The organism is Pseudonocardia sp. Cha107L01, from assembly GCF_052566575.1.
Genome location: NZ_CP199579.1, coordinates 7477442 through 7498638, shown reverse-complemented (window position 1 = coordinate 7498638; position 21197 = coordinate 7477442). Strand labels below are relative to the sequence as shown.

The following is a 21197-nucleotide window of genomic DNA, read 5'->3' as shown; positions in this document are numbered from 1 at the left end:
GGCGGCACCCGCGTGACGGTCAGGGTGGCTCACGACCGGACCGCGATCAGGACGTCGAGCGGGTGCCGTCGGTGCCCGCCCCGCCGCTGCCGGAGGGCCTGGCCGACGTCAAGCTCGCCGGTGAGGTGCGGCGTGACCTGCTCGGCCTGCGCAAGGATGTCGCGGATCTGGTCAGCCAGCACCTGGTTGCCGCCGGCAGCCTGCTCGAGGACGACCCGGAGCGGGCGCTCGCCCATGCGCGCTTTGCGCGGGGCAAGGCGTCCCGGCTCGCCGTGGTGCGGGAGGCGGTCGGTCTGGCGGCCTACCACGCGGGCGAGTGGACCGAGGCGATCGCGGAGCTGCGGGCGGCCCGCCGCATGGGTGGCGGACCCGGTCACCTCGCGGTGATGGCCGATGCCGAACGGGCCCTCGGCCGCCCGGAGCGTGCACTGGAACTGGCTCGCGGCCCGGAGGCGGCCGAGCTGGAGCGCGACGAGGCGATCGAGCTGCTCATCGTCGCGGCCGGTGCGCGCCGAGATCTGGGCGAGGCCGACGCGGCGGTGTTGAGCCTGCAGGTCAAGGACCTCGACGAGTCCCGCCGCGACCCGTGGAGCCCTCGGCTCTTCTACGCCTACGCCGACTCGCTGCTCGCGGCCGGGCGCCGCGACGACGCGGTGCGCTGGTTCCTGCACGCCGCCGACGCGGACGACGAGGAGCTCACCGACGCCTCCGAGCGCTTGGCCGAGCTGGGCGCGGACCCGGCACCCGCCGGCGGATCCGCGCCGTGACCTCGCTGCGTGAGCAGCACGACGTACTGCTGTTCGACCTGGACGGCACACTGTTCCTCGGTGGCACCGCGCTGCCGGGGGCACCGGAGGCACTGGCCGACGCCGCCGGGGCGGGCTGCCGGATCGGGTACCTCACCAACAACGGATCGCGCAACGCCGGCCAGGTCGTGGACCACCTCCGTGAGCTCGGGTTCGCCGCCGAGGAGCCGGAGGTGGTCACCAGCGGGCAGGCCGCGAGCCGGCTGCTGGCGGACCGGCTCCACCCGGGCGACGCCGTGGTGGTGGTGGGTAGCAAGGCACTGGCGGGTGAGGTCACCGCGGCCGGGCTGACCGTGGCCGAGCGGGCCGAGGAGGCGCGGGCAGTCATTCAGGGACACTCCCCGGACACCGGCTGGCGGGACCTGGCGGAGGCCTGCCTGGCCATCCGGGCCGGCGCGGTCTGGGTGGCCACCAACGTCGACGCCACACTGCCCGCCGAGCGCGGCGAACTGCCCGGGAACGGCTCAATGGTGGCCGCCCTGGTGACCGCTACCGGGGTGCAGCCGGTGGTGGCCGGCAAGCCGGAGGCGGCGCTGTTCCACGAGGCGGTGCGGCGGGCTTCGGCGGAGCGGCCGCTGATGGTCGGCGACAAGCTGGAGACCGATATCGCCGGCGCCAACGGGGTCGGGATGCCCTGTCTGCTGGTGCTGACCGGGGTCTCGCACCCCGCCGCGGTGCTGGCCGCCCCCCAATCCCAGCGCCCCACCTACATCGGGGCCGACCTGACCGCCCTGCGGACCGATCAGGACCAGCTCCGGCCGGTCGGCCAGGCACCGTGGCGCGCCAGCCGCGACGGCGACGAACTGCTGCTGGAGCTCGACCCGGACGCCGGGGCGGACGCCGCCGGGGACCCCGACCCGGTCGCCGCGCTGCGCACGCTCTGCGCGGTGCACTGGGGTGCCGGCGGCGGCCAGGCGCGGGTTCGCGGAGGGGATCCGGCGGCGGCTCGGGCACTGGGGACGCTCGGGTTGGGCGCCCGCTGACGGCGCTGACCGTCGGGCAACCGGCTCCGTCGGCTAGCGTGGTCACCGATGACCGCAAACCAGCCGTGGCCGGGCCGGCCTGTCCCCGGGCCGCCTCGGCACGCCTCTGAGGAAGCCCGCCCGGTGCCGCAACCGCCGGGCGTGCCCGCGCGCCCGGATCCGGGTCAGGCCCCCCGGGTGGCCGGCCCCGGTCCGTCCGCTGGTCAGGTGACCGCGACCGGCCAGCCCGGACAGTCCCAGTCGACCGCGGCGCCGACCGAGCGGGTCGCCGCCGCGCTGGCCGGGCTGGACGGCCTGGATGCGCGGCCCACCGGTGAGCACGTGGCCGCCTTCGAGCGGGTGCACGTGGCGCTGACCGACGCGTTGTCGGCGATCGACGGGGTGTGAGGCGGTGCCTCGCCTGGCCCGGCTGGACTCCGAACTCGTCCGGCGGGGGCTTGCCCGGTCCCGTCAGCAGGCCGCCGAGCTGATCGCGGAGGGTCGGGTCATGGTGCGCGGGGTGGCGGCCAGCAAGGCGGCCACCTCGGTGGAGATCGATGCGCCGGTGATCGTGCGCAAGGACGAGGGCCCGGAGTGGGCCTCGCGCGGTGCGTTGAAGCTGGTCGGGGCGCTGGCTGCGTTCGAGCCGCTCGGGCTCTCGGTGACCGGTCGCCGCTGCCTGGACGCCGGCGCCTCCACCGGTGGCTTCACCGACGTGCTGCTGCACCGGGGCGCCACGCGGGTGGTCGCCGCCGACGTGGGGTACGGCCAGCTGGTGTGGCGGTTGCGCACCGACGAGCGGGTCGAGGTGCTGGACCGCACCAACGTCCGCTCGCTGACCCCGGAAGCCATCGGCGGTCAGGTATCGCTGACCGTGGCCGACCTGTCCTTCATCTCGCTGCGCACCGTGTTCCCCGCGCTGACCGCCTGCACCGAGACCACCGGCGACCTGGTGCCGATGGTCAAGCCGCAGTTCGAGGTAGGGCGGCGCCGGCTGGGGCCCGGTGGCGTGGTGCGCGAACCGGAACTGCGGGTGGCCGCACTGCGTGAGGTCACGGCGGCGGCCGCCGCTCTCGGCTGGTTCCCGAGGGGCGCGGTGGCCAGCCCGGCACCCGGGCCGGCCGGCAACGTGGAGTACTTCCTCTGGCTGAGCACCGTGCGCCCCGCCGACCAACAGGCGGCGGAACCGGAGCCCGAGCAGAATGTGGACGCCATGCTGGAGCGGGCGGTACAGGAGGGCCCTCAGTGACGCGTGAGGCTCTGTTGGTGGTGCACTCGGGGCGGAAGGTGAACCAGTCGACGGCGGCCGGGGTGGTGCGGCGCCTTGCGTCGGCCGGCATCCGGATGCGGATCTTCGCCGACGAGTGGTCCGAGGTGCCGGGGGACCTGCCGCCCGGGATGGAGCCGATCGCCGTCGAAGCCCATCCGGGGGCCGCCGACGGCGCCGAGGTGACGTTGGTGCTCGGCGGCGACGGCACCCTGCTGCGGGCCGCCGAACTGGCCCGGCCTGCCGGGGTGCCGCTGCTCGGGGTCAACATGGGCCGGGTCGGGTTCCTCGCCGAGGCCGACCCGGAATCGCTGGACGAGGCGATCAGCGCGGTGATCGAGGGGGACTACCACGTCGAGGAGCGGATGACCGTCCAGGCCTCGGTGGTGCTCAACGGCGGCCCGGTCCGGAGCACCTGGGCGCTCAACGAGGCGGTCGTGGAGAAGGTCAACCGGGGCCGCATCCTGGAGGTGGTGCTCGAGGTGGACGGCCGGCCGGTGACCGGCTTCGGCTGCGACGGCGTGCTGTGCGCCACCCCGACCGGCTCGACCGCCTACGCCTTCTCCGCCGGGGGGCCGGTGATCTGGCCCGAGGTCGAGGCGCTGCTGCTGGTGCCGCTGACCGCGCACGCCCTGTTCGCCCGCCCGCTGGTGATCTCGCCGAGCTCGGAGGTGGCCATCGAGGTGGACGCCAAGGGCTACCCGGCCGTCCTGGTGGCCGACGGGCGGCGCACCATCCCGATCCCCCCGGGCGCCCGGGTCGAGCTCGCCCAGGGGGAGGCGCCGGTCCGCCTGGTGCGGCTGCGCGACCAGCCCTTCACCGATCGGCTGGTCCGCAAGTTCAGTCTTCCGGTGCGCGGCTGGCGTGGCGTCCCGACACCGCCACACCACTCGTGACCGCCCTGCTCGGTGTCGTCGGGCCCGCCACCTAGACTGCCGCCATGCTGGCCGAGATGCGGATCCAGGGCCTTGGTGTCATCGACGACGCCACACTCGAGCCGCACCCTGGTCTGACCGTGCTGACCGGGGAGACCGGTGCCGGTAAGACCATGGTTGTCACCGGGTTGACCCTGCTCGGGGGCGGTCGCGCCGAGGCGTCCCGGGTCGCGGAGGGCGCCAGCCGGGCGCTGGTGGAGGGGCGGTTCGACGCCGGAGGCCCCGCGCTGCGTCTCGCCGAGGAGGTCGGTGCCGAGGTCGACGAGGACGGCACCCTGATCGCGGTGCGCACCGTCAGCTCGGACGGGCGGTCCCGGGCACACCTCGGCGGCCGTTCCGTCCCGGTCGGTGTGCTGTCCCGGTTGGCCGAGTCGATGCTGGCGGTGCACGGGCAGAACGACCAGCTCCGGCTGCTGCGCCCGGTCGAGCAGCGCGCTGTGCTGGACCGCTACGCGGGCGAGGCGGTGGCCGGTCCGCTGGAGCGCTACCGGTCGGTGCGGGCGCTCTGGCGCACGGCCTGCACCGAGCTGGTCGAGCGTCGGGACGGGGCCCGCGAGCTGGCTCGTGAGGCCGACCTGTTGCGCCACGGGCTGGCCGAGATCGAGTCCGTCAGGCCACAGCCGGGGGAGGACGTCGCGCTGGTCGAGGAGGCGCGCCGGCTCGCGGCGGCCGACGACCTGCGCTCGGCCGCCGGGGGCGCCCGGCTCGCCGTGGCCGGCGGCGACGGCGCGGACGCGGACGGCACGCCCGACGGTGCTCCCGACCTGCCCGGCGCGCTCGGCCTGGTCGGCGAGGCGCGGCGGCTGCTCAACGGCACCGGCGACCCGGAGCTGGAACGGCTGGAGCCCCGGCTCGCCGAGGTGGCGATGCTGCTCGGTGAGCTCACCGGCGAGCTCACCGGATATCTGACCGCCCTGGACGCGGACCCGGAGCGGTTGCAGGTGGCGCTCGTGCGGCAGGCTGAGCTCCGCGCGCTCACCCGCAAGTACGCCGCCGACATCGACGGGGTGCTGGCCTGGGCCGACCAGGCCACCGAGCGGCTCTCCGGCATCGACACCAGCGACGACGCGATCGCGGCGCTGCAGGCCCGCCGTGACGAGCTGGCCGGCGAGCTGGGCCGGCACGCCGAGTCGGTGTCCTCGGCCCGCCGCAAGGCCGCCGGTGAGCTCGCGGCGGCGGTCACGGCGGAGCTGGCCGGGCTGGCCATGCCCGACTCCCGGCTGCTGGTCGAGCTGTCCCGCCGCGAGCTCGACGGCGCGGCCGCCGGCCGGGACGGCGCCGGACTGGAACTGTCCGGGCGCTGGGTGGCGGCCGGGCCGGACGGGGTGGACGAGGTCGAGGTCCGGCTGGTGCCGCACGCCGGCGCGGGGCCGGTGCCGCTGCACAAGGGGGCCTCCGGTGGTGAGCTGTCCCGGGTGATGCTCGCGCTCGAGGTCGTGCTGGCCGACGCCGACCCGGTGCCGACCATGGTGTTCGACGAGGTCGACGCGGGTGTCGGCGGCAGGGCGGCGGTGGAGATCGGACGCCGGCTGGCCCGGTTGGCGGCGACCCACCAGGTGATCGTGGTGACACACCTGCCGCAGGTGGCCGCGTACGCGGATCGCCACGTGGTGGTGGACAAGCGCGGTGCCGCGAAGAACGGTGTGGCGCAGGGGCGGGTTCGCACCCTCAGCGAGGCGGACCGGATCGTCGAGCTGGCCAGGATGCTCGCCGGGCTCGACGACACGAGCACCGGGCGGGCCCACGCCGAGGAGCTGCTGACCACCGCGACCCGGGAGAAGTCGCAGGCCAGGGCGCCGGGTGCCTCGAAGAAGCGCACGGTCGCGGCACACTGACCGGCAGCTGAACCGGGCCGGCGCGGCGCCGCCCGGACGTCCCCCGGGCACCGCCGACCGGCCTAGCGTGCTCTCAGCGGCCGCCCCGGCCCGGGAAAGTGGATCCGCGACTCGCGGACGGAAATGCCGGCGGTATGGTGAGGGGCTTGACACCATCGTGGGCATGAAGATGTCCGGCTTACTCGCTGCCGTCAGCCCACGGGACCGCCGCGAGCTGCCGGGACTGACCGGTGTCGCCCGGGTGGACCGCAACACCGATGCGCTGCTGCGCCGGGTCGGCCTGCACGAGATCGCCGTGCTCGACGAGATCGACCTGGACCGGGTCACCGCGGACGCGCTGGTCGCGGCCGGGGTCAGCGCGGTGGTCAACGCCGCGCCGTCGATCTCCGGGCGGTTCCCGAACCTCGGCCCGGACGTACTGGTCGCCGCCGGCGTGACCATCGTGGACGGCGTCGGCGACGACGTCTTCCGCCAGTTGCGCGACGGTGCCCGGCTCCGGTTGCACGACGGCGGCGTGTTCGTCGGCGAGCAGCTGCTTGCCCGCGGCGTGCCGCAGACCGCCGAGTCGGTGGCCACCGCGATGGAGGCCGCCAAGAAGGGCCTGGCCAACCAGCTGGAGGCGTTCTCCGCCAACACCATCGAGTTCATGCACCAGGACCGGGCGCTGCTGCTCGACGGCGTCGGGGTGCCCGACGTGCGGGTGCCGCTGGAGGGCCACCACGTGGTCGTGGTGGCCGGTGGCACCGACCACGCCGCCGACCTGGCGGGGCTGAAGCGCTACCTCAAGGAGTACCACCCGGTGCTGGTCGGGGTGGGTGCCGGCGCCGACGCGCTGTGGGACGCCGGCTACCGCCCGGACCTGATTGTGGGTGACCCGGCCGAGGTGTCCGACCGGGTGCTGACCTGCGGCGCGGACGTGGTGGTTCCGGCGTTCGCGGACGGCCACGCGCCCGGGCTGCTGCGGGTACAGGACCTCGGTGCCGGCGCGGTGACCTTCCCCGCCTCGGGCAACCCGGAGGACCTGGCGCTGCTGCTGGCCCACCACCACGGCGCCGCGCTGATCGTCACGGTCGGGTTCCAGGCGTCCCTGGCGGAGTTCCTCGACCACGGCCGCTCCAGCAGCAACGCCTCGACGTTCCTGACCCGGCTGCGGGTGGGCAACCTGCTGGTCGACGGCAAGGCGGTGGCCGCGCTGTACCGCAGCCCGGTGTCGGCCGGTGCGGTCCTGGTGCTGGTCGGCGCGGTGCTGCTGGCCACCCTGACCGCGCTGCTGGTGTCCGACGCCGGCCCGGCCCTGCTCGGCTATCTCGAACGTGGCGTGTCCTGGTCGATGCAGCTCGTGAAGGGGTGGTTATAACAGTGTTGACCCTTCGATACCACCTCGTCTCGCTGGTCGCCGTCTTCCTGGCGCTGGCCCTCGGCGTTGCACTCGGTTCGACCAGCGTGAGCCAGCGGCTCCTCTCAGTCGTCGCTGGGGACCGCGACAGCCTCACCAAGCAGATCGACCAGCTCAGCGCCCAGCGCGGCGATCTGGAGGCCAGCCAGCGGGCCGCGAACTCCTTCGCCGCATCGGTGGCCCCGGCCGTGGTGAAGGACCAGTTGGCGCAGCGCAAGGTGGTGCTCGTGCTGGCCCCGGACGCCGACCTGGCGGACCGGGACGCCGTGCGCGGGCTGATCGGGCAGGCCGGCGGCACCATCACCGGTGAGCTTGATCTCGCCGACGCGATCGTCGACCCGGCCAGGGCGGACCAGATCCGGGACCTGACCACCCGGCTGCTGCCAGCCGGTGCGCAGCTACCCAGCGCCACCGACGCCGGTGGGTTGGTCGGCGGGCTGCTCGGCAGCGTGCTGCTACTGCGCGGCCAGACCGGGCAGCCACACGTCGCCCCGGACCAGGCGGCCGCCGCGCTGGCCGGACTCACCGAGGCCGGTTTCGTCCGGCCGGGGCCGAGGCCGGCACCCGCGCAGCTCGCACTGGTCATCACCGGCGGCGGTCTGACCGGCACCGATGCCGCCGAGCGGGCCGCCACGGTGGCCCGGCTGGCCACCGAGTTGGACCACGCCAGCAGCGGGGCGGTGCTCGCCGGGCGCTCCGGCACGGCGGACTCCACCGGGGCGGTGGGCGTGGTCCGGGCGGACACCACGACGTCGGCCGCGCTGTCCACCGTCGACGACGTACAGAGCGCGATGGGACGGGTGGCAACCGTGCTCGCGCTGCGTGAACAGGCCGAGGGCCGAGCCGGCCGATACGGCGACGCGAGCAACGCGCAGGCGGCCATACCGGGTGCATCGGCGGGTTGACGCTTGGTTTGTCGCCAAGCGGTGTTACCGTGAGTATCCGTGCAGACGCGCGTGACTCGGCATGTATTCGTCACCGGCGGTGTTGCTTCCTCGCTCGGTAAGGGACTGACCGCTTCCAGCCTCGGCCAGCTGTTGACCGCCCGTGGACTTCGGGTGATCATGCAGAAGCTGGACCCCTACCTCAATGTCGACCCCGGCACGATGAATCCGTTCCAGCACGGCGAGGTGTTCGTCACCGAAGACGGCGCCGAGACGGACCTGGACATCGGCCACTACGAGCGGTTCCTTGACCGCAACCTGTCCGGGCGGGCGAACGTCACCACCGGGCAGGTCTACTCGACCGTGATCGCCAAGGAGCGGCGCGGGGAGTACCTGGGCGACACCGTCCAGGTCATCCCGCACATCACGAACGAGATCAAGGACCGGATCCTGGCGATGGGCGCGCCGGACCCTTCCGGGCTGACCCCGGACGTTGTGATCACCGAGGTCGGCGGCACGGTCGGCGACATCGAGTCGCTGCCCTTCCTCGAGGCGGTCCGCCAGGTCCGCCACGACGTCGGCCGGGACAACTGCTTTTTCCTGCACGTCTCGCTGGTGCCGTACCTGGCACCCTCGGGCGAGCTGAAGACGAAGCCGACCCAGCACTCGGTGGCCGCCCTGCGCAATATCGGTATCCAGCCGGACGCCCTGGTGCTGCGGGCCGACCGGGAGATCCCGGACGGGATGAAGCGCAAGATCAGCCTGATGTGCGACGTGGACACCGACGGCGTGGTGGCGGCGCCGGATGCGCCATCCATCTACGACATCCCGAAGGTGTTGCACACCGAGGGGCTGGACGCCTACGTGGTGCGCCGGCTCGGGCTGCCGTTCCGGGACGTGGACTGGACGGTCTGGGGCGACCTGCTGGACCGGGTGCACCACCCGAAGGAGACCGTGCGGATCGCCCTGGTCGGCAAGTACGTGGACCTGCCGGACGCCTACCTCTCGGTCACCGAGGCGCTGCGTGCCGGCGGCTTCGCGCACCGCGCGCACGTCGAGGTCACCTGGGTGACCTCGGACGACTGCGAGGGTGCCGGGGTTGCTACCGCGCTGGCCGGGGTGGACGGCGTGCTCATCCCCGGCGGCTTCGGCATCCGGGGCATCGAGGGCAAGATCGGTGCGATCCGGTACGCCAGGGAACGCGGCATCCCGGTGCTCGGGCTCTGTCTCGGGCTGCAGTGCATGGTGATCGAGGTGGCCCGCTCGCTGGCCGGCCTGGACGGGGCGAGCTCCGCCGAGTTCGACCCGGACACCCCGCACGCGGTGATCTCCACCATGGCCGACCAGGAGGACGTGGTGTCCGGGCAGCGGGACATGGGCGGCACGATGCGCCTGGGTGCCTACCCGGCCACGCTGGCCGAGGGCACCCTGACCGCCGACGCGTACGGCAGCACCCGGGTGTCCGAGCGGCACCGGCACCGCTACGAGGTGGCCAACCAGTACCGGGACAAGCTGGCCGACGCGGGCCTGGTGTTCTCCGGGACCTCGCCGGACGGGAGGCTGGTGGAGTTCATCGAGTTGAACCGGGCGACGCACCCGTTCTTCGTCGGTACCCAGGCACACCCCGAGCTGAAGAGCCGCCCGACCCGCCCGCACCCGCTGTTCCGGGCGTTCGTGTCGGCCGCGCTGCGCTACCGGGCGGCGGACCGGCTGCCGGTGGAGCTGCCGGAGAACGAGCCGGAGCGCGCCGGGGTGCCCCGGTGACCCCCACCGAGGCGCGGCACACCTTCCCGGTGCGCGACACCCGCCGGATCTACCGGGGCCGGGTGATGGCGTTGCGGGCCGACGAGGTGGAGATGCCCGGCGGCCGGGTGGCCACGCGGGAGATCGTGGAGCACCCCGGGGCCGTGGCCATCGCGGCGGTGGACGAGCAGGGCCGGATCGCGGTGATCGACCAGTACCGGCACGCGGTGCGCCGCCGGCTGCGCGAGCTGCCCGCCGGCCTGCTCGACCACGCGGGGGAGAACCCGGTCGACGCCGCGGCCCGGGAGCTCACCGAGGAGGCCGGGCTGACCGCCACCGAGTGGTCGGTGCTGGTGGACCTGGACACCTCGCCGGGGTTCAGCGACGAGAGCGTGCGGGTGTTCCTGGCGACCGGTCTTGCCGCGGTGGCGCGACCCGACCTCGGCGACGACGAGGAGTCCGAGCTGCAGGTGGGCTGGCTGCCGCTGGCCGACGCGGTGCGCGCGGTGCTGGCCGGCGAGATCGTGAACGCGGTATCGGCGGCCGGGATACTGGCGGTGCAGGCGGTGCGCTCCGGACTGGCACGGCCCCGCCCGGTGGACGCACCGTGGCCGGACCGGCCGACCGCGTTCGCCTCGGGTACCGGCTGATCAGGGCCGAGGCCGCCGAATACTAGAATGGCGCCCTCATGACGGTGCGGGGGGCGGGCGCGCGCACGTCGACGTCGGTCGGCGCGGCGTTCCCCGGGGCGCCCGGCCAACTCGGCGCAGTGTTGCGCGGCTACCTCGACCACCTCGTGGTGGAGCGCGGCATCGCCGAAAACACGCTCCGCTCCTACCGCCGTGACCTGCGCAGATACGCCGAGTACCTGGATCGGCGGAGTATCACCGCGCTGGCTGACGTGACCGAGCTGGTGGTGGCGGAGTTCTTGGCGGTACTGCGGGAGGGCGACGCCGACCACCCGCCGCTGGCCACCTCCTCGGCGGCCCGGACGCTGGTCGCGGTGCGCGGGCTGCACCGGTTCGCGGTGCGCGACGGGCTGCTGCCCGCCGACGCGGCCCGCGAGGTGCACCCGCCGACCCCACCCCGGCGGTTGCCCAAGGCGCTGCCGCTGGACCGGGTGGAACGGCTGCTCGAGGCGTGCGGTCTTGACGAACCGCTCAGCCTGCGGGACCGGGCGCTGCTCGAGCTGCTCTACTCCACCGGGGCGCGGATCTCCGAGGCGGTCGGCCTCGACCTGGACGACGTCGACCTGGCCGAGCGCGGGGTGCTGCTGTCCGGCAAGGGCGGCAAGCAGCGACTGGTGCCGATCGGGCGGCCGGCGGTCGCCGCGCTCGAGGCATACCGGGTGCGGTCCCGGCCGGGCCTGGCAATCCGGGGCCGAGGCACCCCAGCGGTGTTCCTCAACGCCAGGGGCGGGCGGCTGTCCCGGCAGAGCGCGTGGCAGGTACTGCGCAGCGCGGCGGACCGGGCCGGGGTCACCGAGCCGGTGTCGCCACACACGCTGCGGCACTCCTTCGCCACCCACCTGATGGAGGGCGGCGCCGACGTGCGGGTGGTCCAGGAGCTGCTGGGACACGCTTCGGTGACAACCACTCAGGTGTACACCCTGGTCACCGTGGACTCGCTGCGTGAGGTTTACACGCTCGCGCATCCCCGGGCACTCGACTGAGCACGCCAGTACCACGAACATCGCAAAACTCATTGGCAACACGCGGCGAGGCGTTTTGGTTGAGATCTCCGGGACGCTTACGCTGACGCGTTGAACACCCAGAACGTCGGAATGGAAGCCGAACCTCGCGTGATGCGAGCGACCCTAGCGAGATTCTGGAGCCAGCATGTCGACACCCCGGCCGATGGATCCGGGGCCGGCGCCGCTCGACGAGCCGGACCTGGTGGAGGACTTTCCCGCCAACCGCCCTCGTGCCATGGCACCGGTACCGGCACCGCTGAACTTCCACGGGCCCGCCCGGATCATCGCGGTCGCGAACCAGAAGGGTGGCGTCGGCAAGACCACGTCCACCATCAACCTGGGCGCGACGCTGGCCGAGTACGGCCGCCGGGTGCTGTTGGTCGACTTCGACCCCCAGGGGGCGCTGTCGGTCGGCCTCGGCGTCCAGCCGCACCAGCTGGACCGGACCATTCACAACCTGCTCATGGAGCGGGAGGTGAAGGTCGACGAGGTGATCATCCCCACCAAGGTGCCCGGGATGGACCTGCTACCCAGCAACATCGACCTGTCCGCCGCCGAGGTGCAGCTGGTCAGCGAGGTCGGCAGGGAGCAGGCCCTCGGTCGGGTCCTCCGGCCGGTGCTGGGGGACTACGACATGGTGCTTGTGGACTGCCAGCCGTCTCTCGGCCTACTCACCATCAACGCGCTGACCTGCGCGGACAGTGTGCTGATCCCGCTGGAGTGCGAGTACTTCAGCCTGCGCGGGGTGGCGCTGCTGATGGACACGATCGAGAAGGTACGGGACCGGCTGAACCCCCGGTTGGCGATCAGCGGCATCCTGGCCACCATGTACGACCCGCGCACGGTGCACACCCGCGAGGTCCGCGCCAGGGTGATCGAGGCGTTCGGCGAGCTGGTGTTCGACTCGACGATCAACCGCACGGTCCGCTTCCCGGAGACCACGGTCGCCGGTGAGCCGATCACCCGGTGGGCGCCGAACTCGGCGGGAGCCGAGGCCTACCGCCAGCTGGCCCGCGAAGTGATCGCCCGCGAGGCGGCCGCCCGGTGAGTCTTGTCGCCACGCCCGAGCGGGCGGACGAAGCGGCGCGGAGGACCTCGCCGGACCGGTCCGGCGAGGCGCCGGTACCCCGGTTCACCGTCAACCTGGACAACTTCAACGGCCCGTTCGACCTGCTCCTGCAGCTGATCAACAAGCACGAGCTGGACGTCACCGAGGTGGCGCTGCACCAGGTCACCGACGATTTCATCGCGCACACCAGGGCGCTCGCCGCCGCCGGCACGGACGCCGACCTGGACGAGATCACCGAGTTCCTGGTCATCGCGGCCACCCTGCTGGACCTCAAGGCGGCCCGGTTGTTGCCCGGGGCGGACGTGGAGGACATCGAGGACCTGGCGCTGCTGGAGGCCCGGGACCTGATCTTCGCCCGGCTGCTGCAGTACCGGGCGTACAAGCGGGTCGCCGCGCTGTTCGTGGAGCTGGAAGCCTCGGCGATGCGCCGCTACCCGCGCTCGGTGGCGCTGGAGCCCCGGTTCGCCGAGCTGCTGCCCGAGGTGATGCTCGGGATGGACGCCCAGCGCTTCGCGGAGCTGGCCGCCTCGGTGTTCCGGCCCAAACCGCCGCCGACGGTGTCGCTGGACCACCTGCACGCCGGCCTGGTCTCGGTCCCCGAGCACATGGCGGTCCTGCGTGAGCGACTGCTCGAGCTCGGCCGCGCCAGCTTCCACCAGCTCACCGCGGACTGCGACGAGCCGATGCAGATGGTGGCCCGGTTCCTCGCGGTGCTGGAGCTGTACCGGGAGTCGAACGTGCTGCTGGACCAGGAGGAGTCGTTCGGCGAGCTGATGGTCAGCTGGACCGGGCCGAGGGACGGGTCGTGAGCGAGAACGGCCTGGCGACCGAGCGCGACGAGCCGCTCGCCGCCGAACCGACCGACGGCGTGCGGCCGACGGACGGCGAACCGACCGACCTGCCGGCGTCCGACGGTGAGCTGTCCGACGGTGAGCCGGCCGGCGAGTCGGCCGGTAGTGAGCGGGTCGAGACCGATCCCCCCGACGACGACCTGGTCGACGACCACATGTTGGACAGCGCGCTGGAGGCGCTGCTGCTGGTGGTCGACGAACCGGTCGACGAAGCGACCTTGGCCGCCGCCCTGCGGCAGCCGACGGACCGGGTGGTGACGGCGCTGGGCCGGCTGACCGCGGGCTACCGCGATCAGGAGCGGGGCATCGACCTGCGCAAAGTCGGCGAGGGCTGGCGGTTCTACACCCGGGACCGCTACGCGCCCTACGTCGAGCGGATGCTCAAGGACGGCCAACGCGCCAGGCTGACCAGGGCTGCGCTGGAGACCCTGGCGGTGGTGGCCTACCGCCAGCCGGTGACCCGGGCGCGGGTTTCCGCGGTGCGCGGCGTGAACTGCGATGGGGTCATGCGTACCCTGTTGACCAGGGGGCTGGTCGAAGAGTTCGGAATCGACCCGCAAACCCAGGGCATTCTCTACCGCACATCGGAGATGTTCCTGGAACGGTTGGGCCTGTCATCACTGGCCGAGCTGCCCCCATTGGCCCCATTGCTACCCGAGGTGGACTCGATCGACGATGTCTGAACAGCGTTTTTCTGCTGAACCGAGCGGAACCCGACTGCAGAAGGTGCTGTCCAAGGCCGGCGTGGCATCCCGCCGGGCGGCCGAGGAGATGATCGCCGAGGGCCGGGTGAGCGTGGACGGCGAGGTGGTCAGCCAGATGGGCCGCCGCATCGACCCGGAGACCGCGGTGGTCCGGGTGGACGGCGCCCGGGTTCAGCTGCGCGACGACGTGGTGCACCTGGCGCTGAACAAGCCGCGCGGCATGCTCTCCGCGATGTCCGACGACCGGGGTCGGCCCTGCGTCGGCGACCTGGTGGCCGGCAAGGACGACCGGCTCTTCCACGTCGGGAGGCTGGACGCGGACACCGAGGGCCTGCTGCTGCTGACCAACGACGGCGAGCTCGGCCACCGGCTGATGCACCCCTCGTTCGAGGTGCCGAAGACCTACCTGGCCGAGGTGCCCGGGCCGATCCCGCGTGAGCTGGGGCGGCGGCTGCGGGAGGGCGTGCAGCTGGCCGACGGCCCGGTGCGGGTGGACTCGTTCAAGGTGGTCGACTCGTTCGCCGGCAAGGCCATGGTCGAGCTGGTGCTGCACGAGGGCCGCAAGCACGTGGTCCGCCGGCTGCTGGACGAGGTCGGTCACCCGGTGCGGCGGCTCGTGCGCACCGCGATCGCCGGCGTCCAGCTGGGCCCGCAGCGGCCCGGCTCGCTCCGGGCGCTCAGCCAGCCGGAGCTGGGCTCGCTGTACGAGGCCGTCGACCTCTGAGAGCGGCAGTGGGGCCGGTCGGCGCGACCGGCCCCCGGCTTGGCCGCGGCGGGCGTTGCTGACGTCGCTGCTCAGGCCGCCGACTGGCGTTCCCGCAACACCCGCAGCGCCTCGTCGGCGTGCCGGTCGAACTGCACCTCACCTTTGATCACCTCGATGATCCGGCGATCCGCGCCGATCACGAAGGTGACCCGCTTGGTGTGGATCGGGATCAGCTTGCGCCAGACCCCGAGCTCCCTGGCCACCGCGCCGCCGTCGTCGGACAGCAGCGGGTAGCCCAGGGAGTGTGCGCTCGCGAACTTCTGCTGCTTGGACACCGAGTCCGGGCTGATACCGACCGGCTGAGCGCCGACCGAGGCGAACTCCTCGGCCAGGTCCCGGAAGTGGCATGCCTCCCGGGTGCAGCCGCCGCTGGATGCGATCGGGTAGAAGAACAGCACGGCCGGACCCTTCGCGAGCAGGGCGCTCAGCGTGCGCGGCTGGCCTGTCTCGTCCCGCAGCTCGAAGTCGCTGACCTGGTCGCCGGCTTTCATGGGGGTCCTTCTCTCGGGATGGGGAGCGCGCCTGTGGCCGCCGCTGTGAACGCTCGACGGGCTGCCCCGCGACCGAGCCAGTATTCTCTGACTATGTCAGTTCGGGCGGTGCGCGGGGCGACGCAGGTGGACCACGACGACCGGGACGAGATCCTGGAGGCGAGCGCCGAGCTCGTTGCCGAGGTGCTCTACCGCAACAAGCTCGCCGCCGCCGACGTCATCTCGATGCTCTTCACCGCCACCCCGGACCTCACCTCCGAGTTCCCCGCGTACGCCGCGCGGAAGATGGGGCTGACCGACGTTCCGCTGCTGTGTGCCACCGAGATCGCGGTGCCCGGGGCGATGCCGAGGGTGCTGCGGCTGATGGCGCACGTGGAGACCGATCTGCCCAGGGCCGACATCCGGCACGTCTACCTGCGTGGCGCGGCCGCGCTGCGCACCGATCTGCCGCGCTGAACAGGGCCGTCGCGCTGCTGGTGAGCGGCCCGGAGGTCAGCTCCGGGACGGCTCGCTGAGGCGCCGCGGGCGGTATAGTCGGCCTCGATCGGAGGTCGGTGCCGTGGCCGGCGCCGGCTCCGTCGCGCGGCACGGCACAATGGACACTCGTGGGTGCTGAGCGGTTGCGCGGGGTTGTCGCGCTGGATGGACCGTCCGGCACCGGGAAGTCGACGGTGGCGCGCCGGTTGGCGCGCCAGCTGAAGGCGGGATATCTGGATACCGGCGCGATGTACCGGGCGGCCACCTTGGCCGTGCTGCGCGCGGGACTCGATCCCTCGGCGGCGGCGGCGATCCCGGTGGCGGTCGGCGCGGTGATCGAGGTGGGCACCGATCCGGCGGAACCGAGTGTCCGACTGGGCGGTGAGGACGTGGCGAGTGAGATCCGGGGAGAGCGGGTGACCTCGGCGGTGAGCGCGGTCTCCGCACACCCGTCGGTCCGGGAGCGGCTGGTCGACGAGCAGCGCCGGATCATCGGCTCGGTGCTGGCCGGTGACCGGCACGGGATCGTGGTGGAAGGCCGGGACATCGGCACCGTGGTCGCTCCGGATGCCACCCTCAAGGTCTATCTGACCGCGTCCGCCGAGGTACGGGCGAACCGGCGGGGCAGCCAGGACCGTCGCGCGGGCCGCGGCGGCGACCAGGCCAGCGCGCTGGTGGCGGTGCAGCGCCGGGACGCACTGGACTCCGGGCGGGCCACCTCACCGTTGCGCCCCGCCGAGGACGCGGTGATCCTGGACACCACGGAGCTGGACGTGTCCGGTGTGCTCACCGCACTGCGTGCGCTGGCCGCCGAGCGCGGCCTGGTGGAACACGGGCAGCGGGGTCACGCCCCATGAGCCGGCAGGCGGAGGGCACCGGCGCGGCCGACCTGCCGGTGGGGAGCTGGCCGCCGCTGCACGACCTGGCCCGGTGGGTCGGCACCTGGCTGTTCAAGCCGGTGTACCGGCTGCGTTGGCATGGTGCGCAGCAGGTGCCGGCACAGGGACCGGTGGTCCTGGTGGCCAATCACAGTGCGTTCGTGGACGGGCCGCTGCTGTTCGGCATGTTCGGCCGGCGGACGGTGTTCCTGGTGAAGCAGGAGATGTTCCGGGGGCCGGCGGGCTGGGCACTACCCCGGATCGGGCAGCTCGCGGTGCGCCGGGGCGAACCGGACCGGGCCCCGTTGCTGGCCGCGCAGCGGGTGCTGCGCGGCGGTGGCCTCGTCGCGGTGTTCCCGGAGGGCACCCGGGGGGTCGGCGACGCGGCGGCCGCGCAGAACGGTGCGGCCTGGCTGGCCCGCTCCACCAGCGCCCTCGTGGTGCCGGTGGTGTGCCGGGGCACCCGCCGACCGGCCGGCTCCGGCCGACGGTTCCGCCCCCGGGTGGACATCCTGATGGGGGAGCCGTTCGCGGTGAGCGAGGAACGTGGTCGGGCCGGACTAGCGGTCGCGACCGAGCAGATCAGGTCGGCGCTCGCCGGCCTGGTACGAGAACTTGATGTGTTGCGCGGCGAGATCGGCGACAGAGCCGATCCCGACGCGCGGGAGGCGCGATGAGTACCGAAGGGACGTGGTCGGACGACGCCGAGTTGGCCGCCGCGCTCGCTCTGGACGCGGCGGACGAAGGCGGTCTGACCGGGGACGAGGCGGCCGACGCGGTGCCGCCGGCACCAGTGCTGGCTGTGGTAGGCCGACCGAACGTCGGTAAGTCCACGCTGGTCAACCGACTGCTCGGCCGTCGCGAGGCGGTGGTGCAGGACATCTCCGGGGTGACCCGGGACCGGGTTGCCTACGACGCGCAGTGGAACGGGCGACGGTTCACCCTGGTCGACACCGGGGGCTGGGAGCCGGACGCGGAGGGGCTTCGTGCCTCGATCGCGGCGCAGGCCGAGCTGGCCATGGCCACCGCTGACGCCATCATGCTCGTGGTGGACGCGCAGGTCGGCGCGACCGCGACGGAGGAGGCAGTGGCCCGGGTGCTGCGGCGCTCGGACCGCCCGGTGCTGCTGGTCGCGACCAAGGTCGACGACGACCGGCTGACCTCGGACACCGCCGCACTGTGGTCGCTCGGCCTGGGTGAGCCCCGAGTCGTCAGTGGGCTGCACGGGCGTGGTTCCGGTGACCTGCTGGACGCGATCCTGCAGGTGCTGCCGGAGACCCCGAGGGACCTGATCGGCGTCCAGGCCGGCGGGCCGAGGCGGGTCGCGTTGGTCGGCAAGCCCAATGTCGGCAAGTCCAGCCTGCTCAACCGGGTCACCGGTGAGGAGCGCTCGGTGGTGGACTCGGTCGCCGGCACGACCGTCGACCCGGTCGACTCGCTGGTCGAGCTGGACGGGCAGATCTGGCGGTTCGTCGACACCGCCGGCCTGCGCAAGCGGGTGCGCCAGGCGAGCGGGATGGAGTACTACGCCAGCCTGCGGACCAAGTCGGCGATCGAGGCGGCCGAGGTGGCGGTCGTACTCGTGGACGCCTCCGAGCCGCTCGCCGAGCAGGACCAGCGGGTGATCACCATGGTCGAGGAGTCCGGCCGGGCGCTGGTGCTGGTGTTCAACAAGTGGGACCTGGTGGACGAGGAGCGCCGCCTGGCCATGCGCCGGGAGCTGGAGCGGGACCTGGTCCGGGTGACCTGGGCGGAGCGGGTGAACGTGTCCGCGCTGACCGGCCGGGCGGTCGCCAAGCTCGCGCCCGCGCTGCGTACCGCGCTCGAGTCCTGGGACCGGCGGATCCCGACCGGCCTGTTGAACGGCTGGCTGTCCGACGTGATCAGTGCTACGCCGCCGCCGGTGCGCGGTGGCAAGCAGCCCAAGGTCCTGTTCGCGACCCAGGCGCAGGCCCGGCCGCCGACATTTGTGCTGTTCACCACCGGTTTCCTGGAGCCGGCGTACCGGCGTTTCATTGAGCGCCGGTTGCGCGAAGATTTCGATTTCACCGGTAGCCCGATAAGGATCTCTGTACGGGTCCGTGAGCGGCGGCGTAGACAGTAGGCTGTTAGGACGAGGGCTCGCCCCCATCCGGCAGGAGGTCAGCATGACTGTCCGGCCGTACGATGCGCCGGTACGGATAGTGCTCGCCGACGACGAAGCTCTGCTCAGGGCCGGTCTGCGGGTGGTACTGGAGGCGGAGGGCACCGTCAAGGTGGTCGCCGAGGCCGCCGACGGCGCCGAGTTGCTGGAGGCGGTGCGCCGACACCGCCCCCAGGTGGTGCTGGTCGACGTCCAGATGCCGGGCGTGGACGGTTTCGCGGCGCTGCGCGCGCTGGCCAAGGAGCCGGACGCGCCGCCGGCGGCCGTGCTGACCACGTTCGACCTCGACGGCTACATCAGCGAGGCACTCCGCATCGGGGTGCAGGGCTTCCTGCTCAAGGACGCCGAGCCGGCCGCACTGATCCGGGCGGTGCTGGATCTGGCCGCCGGGGGAGCGGTGCTGGATCCGCGGATCACCGCCCGGCTGCTGCCCAGGCTGGTCGCCGGCGGGCCGGAACGGGTGCCGCCCAGCCTCGACGAGCTGACGCTGCGGGAACGCCAGGTGTTGGCGCTCATCGCCGCCGGTCACTCCAACGCCGCGATCGGGGACAGTCTCGGGCTGGCGGAGGCGACAGTGAAGAAGTACGTATCCGCGGTGCTGGCCAAGCTCGGTGCGCAGAACAGGGTGCAGGCCGCGCTGCTCGCTCAGGGGCTCGGGGTGGGATGAACGAGGGACGGGTCAGCGGGCCGCAGCCGGGAACATGGTGGATGCAGGCACTCGGGGTGGGGATCACCGCCGCGGTGGCCCTGCTCGGGGCTCCTGGGCCGTTCCCGTGGTCCCTGGCGACCGCGCTGCTCGCGTGTGCGCTGCTGCCATTGCGGTACCGGCGCCCCCGGCTGATCGTGTTCGCCTGCCTGCCCGCTGTGGTCGGGGGGCTGGGCTGGCCGGCCACGATGGTCGCGCTGTACACCCTGGGCCGGTTCACCGGTCGCCGGCTGCCCACGGTTCCGTGGGTCGCGGCCTGCTGCGGCTCGGCGGTCGTGCCGGTCATCCTCATGCAGCATCTGCGCTGGCCGGACGTACTGCTCACGATTTTGGCCGCGTCGCTGTACAGCGGTGCGCCGGCGGTCCTCGGCATGCTGATCACGACGCGCGAGCAGCTGCAGGCCAGCCTGCGTGACCTGTCCGCCGCCCGGGAAGCCACGGTGGCGGCCCGCGAAGAGGTGGCCAGGGCGGCCGAGCGGGACCGGATCGGGCGGGAGATCCACGACGCCGTTGGCCACCACGCCACCCTGATCGCGGTGAGTGCCGCCGCGCTGGCCGCCACCAGCAAGGACCAGGGGACCCGGGAGACCGCCGAGCGCCTGCGGGTGCTGGCGAAGCGGGCGCTGGCGGAGATGCGCGCCGCGCTCGGCCTGCTCGACACCGACTCCGAGCTCAGGGCCGGTATCGCGGCGCTGTCCGAGCTGGTGGCCAGGGCGCGGGACAGCGGCATGCAGGTGGAGCTGATCGGGGCGGACCGCCTCGGCGACGACATCCCGCTCGGTGTCGAGCGCACCGTGTACCGGCTGATCCAGGAGTCGCTGACCAATGCGGCCAAGCACGCCGAGGGGGCGGAGGTCGAGGTCCGGATGGAGCGGTGGGCCACCGAGCTCCGGGTGACAGTGACGAATGGACGGCCGCCCCGGTCGCAGCTGGTACTCCCGAGCGGGCACCCCGGCGGCGGCCTGGCCGGCCTCGCGGAACGGATCGGCATGATGGGCGGCCGGTTGCGGGCGCGGCCGACGTCGAAGGGTGGCTTCGCGGTCCAGGGTCGGCTGCCGACGCCGCCGCTGGACCGTGAGCGCGACCGGGACTGGTCGGTCACCGGGCTGCCGGCGGCACTGGGCGACGTGGGCACGGATCCGGCCGGTGGCGGTTCCATGGGCGCTGGCGCTGTGGGTGCCGGCGCTGTGGGTGCCGCCGTGGGTGGCGTGCTGTCGTCCTCGATGACGCCCTCGGTGTTGCCGCTGTCGCCCTCTGTGACCCCGCCGGCGGCGACCGTGTCGGGTCCCGTGGAAACCGAGCTTAGGGATACCAAAGTATCCACGCGTGAGGAGACCAAGGACGGTAGTGCGGTAGAGGGTGCCCGAGCACACTGATCGAGCGCTATTAGGTGAACGAGGGGTCGCCACGACCGGTTGTCTCGGCCCGCCGCAGCCTGCGGTAGGCTACCGTTGCCCCACGGGGGCAACCGGGACGTGGCGCAGCTTGGTAGCGCACTTGACTGGGGGTCAAGGGGTCGCAGGTTCAAATCCTGTCGTCCCGACAGGGTTGCCAAAGGCCCGCTGACTTGGAGTTAATCCAGGTCAGCGGG

The 21197-nt window shown here is 72.9% G+C and carries 22 protein-coding genes and 1 tRNA gene; 22 read left to right on the top strand and 1 reads right to left on the bottom strand.

Annotated elements, in window-relative coordinates; all coding sequences use genetic code 11:
- Positions 1-71 precede the first annotated feature (71 nt).
- The 15 genes from ACTXG6_RS35370 (at position 72) to ACTXG6_RS35300 (ending at position 14869) form a co-directional block, all read left to right on the top strand.
- The gene (locus ACTXG6_RS35370) at positions 72-767 is read left to right on the top strand and encodes a hypothetical protein (RefSeq protein ID WP_445183678.1); all 696 of its coding nucleotides are present in this window, start codon (positions 72-74) and stop codon (positions 765-767) included.
- A complete protein-coding gene (locus tag ACTXG6_RS35365; RefSeq protein ID WP_445183677.1) occupies positions 764-1789 on the top strand; it encodes an HAD-IIA family hydrolase in 1026 nt (341 codons plus the stop codon). The genes ACTXG6_RS35370 and ACTXG6_RS35365 overlap by 4 nt, the downstream gene beginning before the upstream one ends.
- 123 nt (positions 1790-1912) lie before the next feature.
- Entirely contained in the window at positions 1913-2176 is a 264-nt protein-coding gene (locus ACTXG6_RS35360) for a hypothetical protein (RefSeq protein ID WP_445183676.1), read from the top strand.
- A 4-nt stretch (positions 2177-2180) separates the two neighbouring features.
- Entirely contained in the window at positions 2181-3017 is an 837-nt protein-coding gene (locus ACTXG6_RS35355; protein WP_445183675.1) for a TlyA family RNA methyltransferase, read from the top strand.
- Positions 3014-3931: an NAD kinase gene (locus ACTXG6_RS35350; RefSeq protein WP_445183674.1), complete on the top strand. Its 918-nt coding sequence runs from the start codon at positions 3014-3016 to the stop codon at positions 3929-3931. Before ACTXG6_RS35355 ends, ACTXG6_RS35350 begins: the two co-directional genes overlap by 4 nt.
- A gap of 44 nt (positions 3932-3975) precedes the next feature.
- Entirely contained in the window at positions 3976-5805 is a 1830-nt protein-coding gene (gene recN, locus ACTXG6_RS35345) for a DNA repair protein RecN (protein ID WP_445183673.1), read from the top strand.
- Between the two features lie 163 nt (positions 5806-5968).
- A complete protein-coding gene (steA, locus tag ACTXG6_RS35340) occupies positions 5969-7162 on the top strand; it encodes a putative cytokinetic ring protein SteA (protein ID WP_445183672.1) in 1194 nt (397 codons plus the stop codon).
- A gap of 2 nt (positions 7163-7164) precedes the next feature.
- The gene (locus ACTXG6_RS35335) at positions 7165-8106 is read left to right on the top strand and encodes a copper transporter (protein WP_445183671.1); all 942 of its coding nucleotides are present in this window, start codon (positions 7165-7167) and stop codon (positions 8104-8106) included.
- A gap of 39 nt (positions 8107-8145) precedes the next feature.
- On the top strand, positions 8146-9849 hold the full coding sequence (locus ACTXG6_RS35330) for a CTP synthase (protein ID WP_445183670.1): 1704 nt from the start codon (positions 8146-8148) through the stop codon (positions 9847-9849).
- A 65-nt stretch (positions 9850-9914) separates the two neighbouring features.
- A complete protein-coding gene (locus ACTXG6_RS35325) occupies positions 9915-10478 on the top strand; it encodes an NUDIX domain-containing protein (protein ID WP_445190184.1) in 564 nt (187 codons plus the stop codon).
- A gap of 119 nt (positions 10479-10597) precedes the next feature.
- On the top strand, positions 10598-11500 hold the full coding sequence (xerD, locus tag ACTXG6_RS35320; RefSeq protein ID WP_445190183.1) for a site-specific tyrosine recombinase XerD: 903 nt from the start codon (positions 10598-10600) through the stop codon (positions 11498-11500).
- 166 nt (positions 11501-11666) lie between these two features.
- Entirely contained in the window at positions 11667-12569 is a 903-nt protein-coding gene (locus tag ACTXG6_RS35315; protein ID WP_445183669.1) for a ParA family protein, read from the top strand.
- Positions 12566-13399, top strand: coding sequence for a segregation and condensation protein A (locus ACTXG6_RS35310; RefSeq protein WP_445183668.1), 834 nt, complete (start codon positions 12566-12568; stop codon positions 13397-13399). Before ACTXG6_RS35315 ends, ACTXG6_RS35310 begins: the two co-directional genes overlap by 4 nt.
- The gene (gene scpB / locus ACTXG6_RS35305) at positions 13396-14124 is read left to right on the top strand and encodes an SMC-Scp complex subunit ScpB (RefSeq protein WP_445183667.1); all 729 of its coding nucleotides are present in this window, start codon (positions 13396-13398) and stop codon (positions 14122-14124) included. Before ACTXG6_RS35310 ends, scpB begins: the two co-directional genes overlap by 4 nt.
- Complete coding sequence (locus tag ACTXG6_RS35300) at positions 14117-14869, top strand: pseudouridine synthase (protein ID WP_445183666.1); 753 nt, start codon at positions 14117-14119, stop codon at positions 14867-14869. Before scpB ends, ACTXG6_RS35300 begins: the two co-directional genes overlap by 8 nt.
- A 71-nt stretch (positions 14870-14940) precedes the next feature.
- Here ACTXG6_RS35300 and ACTXG6_RS35295 read toward each other — a convergent pair whose 3' ends face one another.
- On the bottom strand, positions 14941-15402 hold the full coding sequence (locus tag ACTXG6_RS35295; RefSeq protein WP_445183665.1) for a peroxiredoxin: 462 nt from the start codon (positions 15400-15402) through the stop codon (positions 14941-14943).
- A 93-nt stretch (positions 15403-15495) separates the two neighbouring features.
- On the opposite strand from ACTXG6_RS35295, the gene aroH reads away from it, so the two are divergent.
- The 7 genes from aroH (at position 15496) to ACTXG6_RS35260 (ending at position 21149) form a co-directional block, all read left to right on the top strand.
- On the top strand, positions 15496-15858 hold the full coding sequence (aroH, locus tag ACTXG6_RS35290) for a chorismate mutase (protein WP_445183664.1): 363 nt from the start codon (positions 15496-15498) through the stop codon (positions 15856-15858).
- A 149-nt stretch (positions 15859-16007) separates the two neighbouring features.
- Positions 16008-16736, top strand: coding sequence for a (d)CMP kinase (gene cmk / locus ACTXG6_RS35285; RefSeq protein ID WP_445183663.1), 729 nt, complete (start codon positions 16008-16010; stop codon positions 16734-16736).
- Entirely contained in the window at positions 16733-17434 is a 702-nt protein-coding gene (locus tag ACTXG6_RS35280) for a lysophospholipid acyltransferase family protein (protein ID WP_445183662.1), read from the top strand. The genes cmk and ACTXG6_RS35280 overlap by 4 nt, the downstream gene beginning before the upstream one ends.
- Positions 17431-18861: a ribosome biogenesis GTPase Der gene (gene der, locus ACTXG6_RS35275; RefSeq protein WP_445183661.1), complete on the top strand. Its 1431-nt coding sequence runs from the start codon at positions 17431-17433 to the stop codon at positions 18859-18861. The genes ACTXG6_RS35280 and der overlap by 4 nt, the downstream gene beginning before the upstream one ends.
- 43 nt (positions 18862-18904) lie before the next feature.
- Complete coding sequence (locus tag ACTXG6_RS35270) at positions 18905-19567, top strand: response regulator (protein ID WP_445183660.1); 663 nt, start codon at positions 18905-18907, stop codon at positions 19565-19567.
- A 41-nt stretch (positions 19568-19608) separates the two neighbouring features.
- The gene (locus tag ACTXG6_RS35265; protein WP_445183659.1) at positions 19609-20982 is read left to right on the top strand and encodes a sensor histidine kinase; all 1374 of its coding nucleotides are present in this window, start codon (positions 19609-19611) and stop codon (positions 20980-20982) included.
- A gap of 93 nt (positions 20983-21075) precedes the next feature.
- Positions 21076-21149, top strand: a tRNA-Pro gene (locus ACTXG6_RS35260).
- The last annotated feature ends 48 nt before the right edge of the window (positions 21150-21197 follow it).

Coding starts and splice junctions, on each gene's coding strand:
- recN (WP_445183673.1), top strand. CDS start 3,976: ATGCTGGCCGAGATGCGGATCCAGGGCCTTGGTGTCATCGACGACGCC.
- steA (WP_445183672.1), top strand. CDS start 5,969: ATGAAGATGTCCGGCTTACTCGCTGCCGTCAGCCCACGGGACCGCCGC.
- ACTXG6_RS35325 (WP_445190184.1), top strand. CDS start 9,915: ATGGCGTTGCGGGCCGACGAGGTGGAGATGCCCGGCGGCCGGGTGGCC.
- ACTXG6_RS35315 (WP_445183669.1), top strand. CDS start 11,667: ATGTCGACACCCCGGCCGATGGATCCGGGGCCGGCGCCGCTCGACGAG.
- ACTXG6_RS35300 (WP_445183666.1), top strand. CDS start 14,117: ATGTCTGAACAGCGTTTTTCTGCTGAACCGAGCGGAACCCGACTGCAG.
- ACTXG6_RS35295 (WP_445183665.1), bottom strand. CDS start 15,402: ATGAAAGCCGGCGACCAGGTCAGCGACTTCGAGCTGCGGGACGAGACA.
- aroH (WP_445183664.1), top strand. CDS start 15,496: ATGTCAGTTCGGGCGGTGCGCGGGGCGACGCAGGTGGACCACGACGAC.
- ACTXG6_RS35280 (WP_445183662.1), top strand. CDS start 16,733: ATGAGCCGGCAGGCGGAGGGCACCGGCGCGGCCGACCTGCCGGTGGGG.
- der (WP_445183661.1), top strand. CDS start 17,431: ATGAGTACCGAAGGGACGTGGTCGGACGACGCCGAGTTGGCCGCCGCG.
- ACTXG6_RS35270 (WP_445183660.1), top strand. CDS start 18,905: ATGACTGTCCGGCCGTACGATGCGCCGGTACGGATAGTGCTCGCCGAC.
- ACTXG6_RS35265 (WP_445183659.1), top strand. CDS start 19,609: ATGCAGGCACTCGGGGTGGGGATCACCGCCGCGGTGGCCCTGCTCGGG.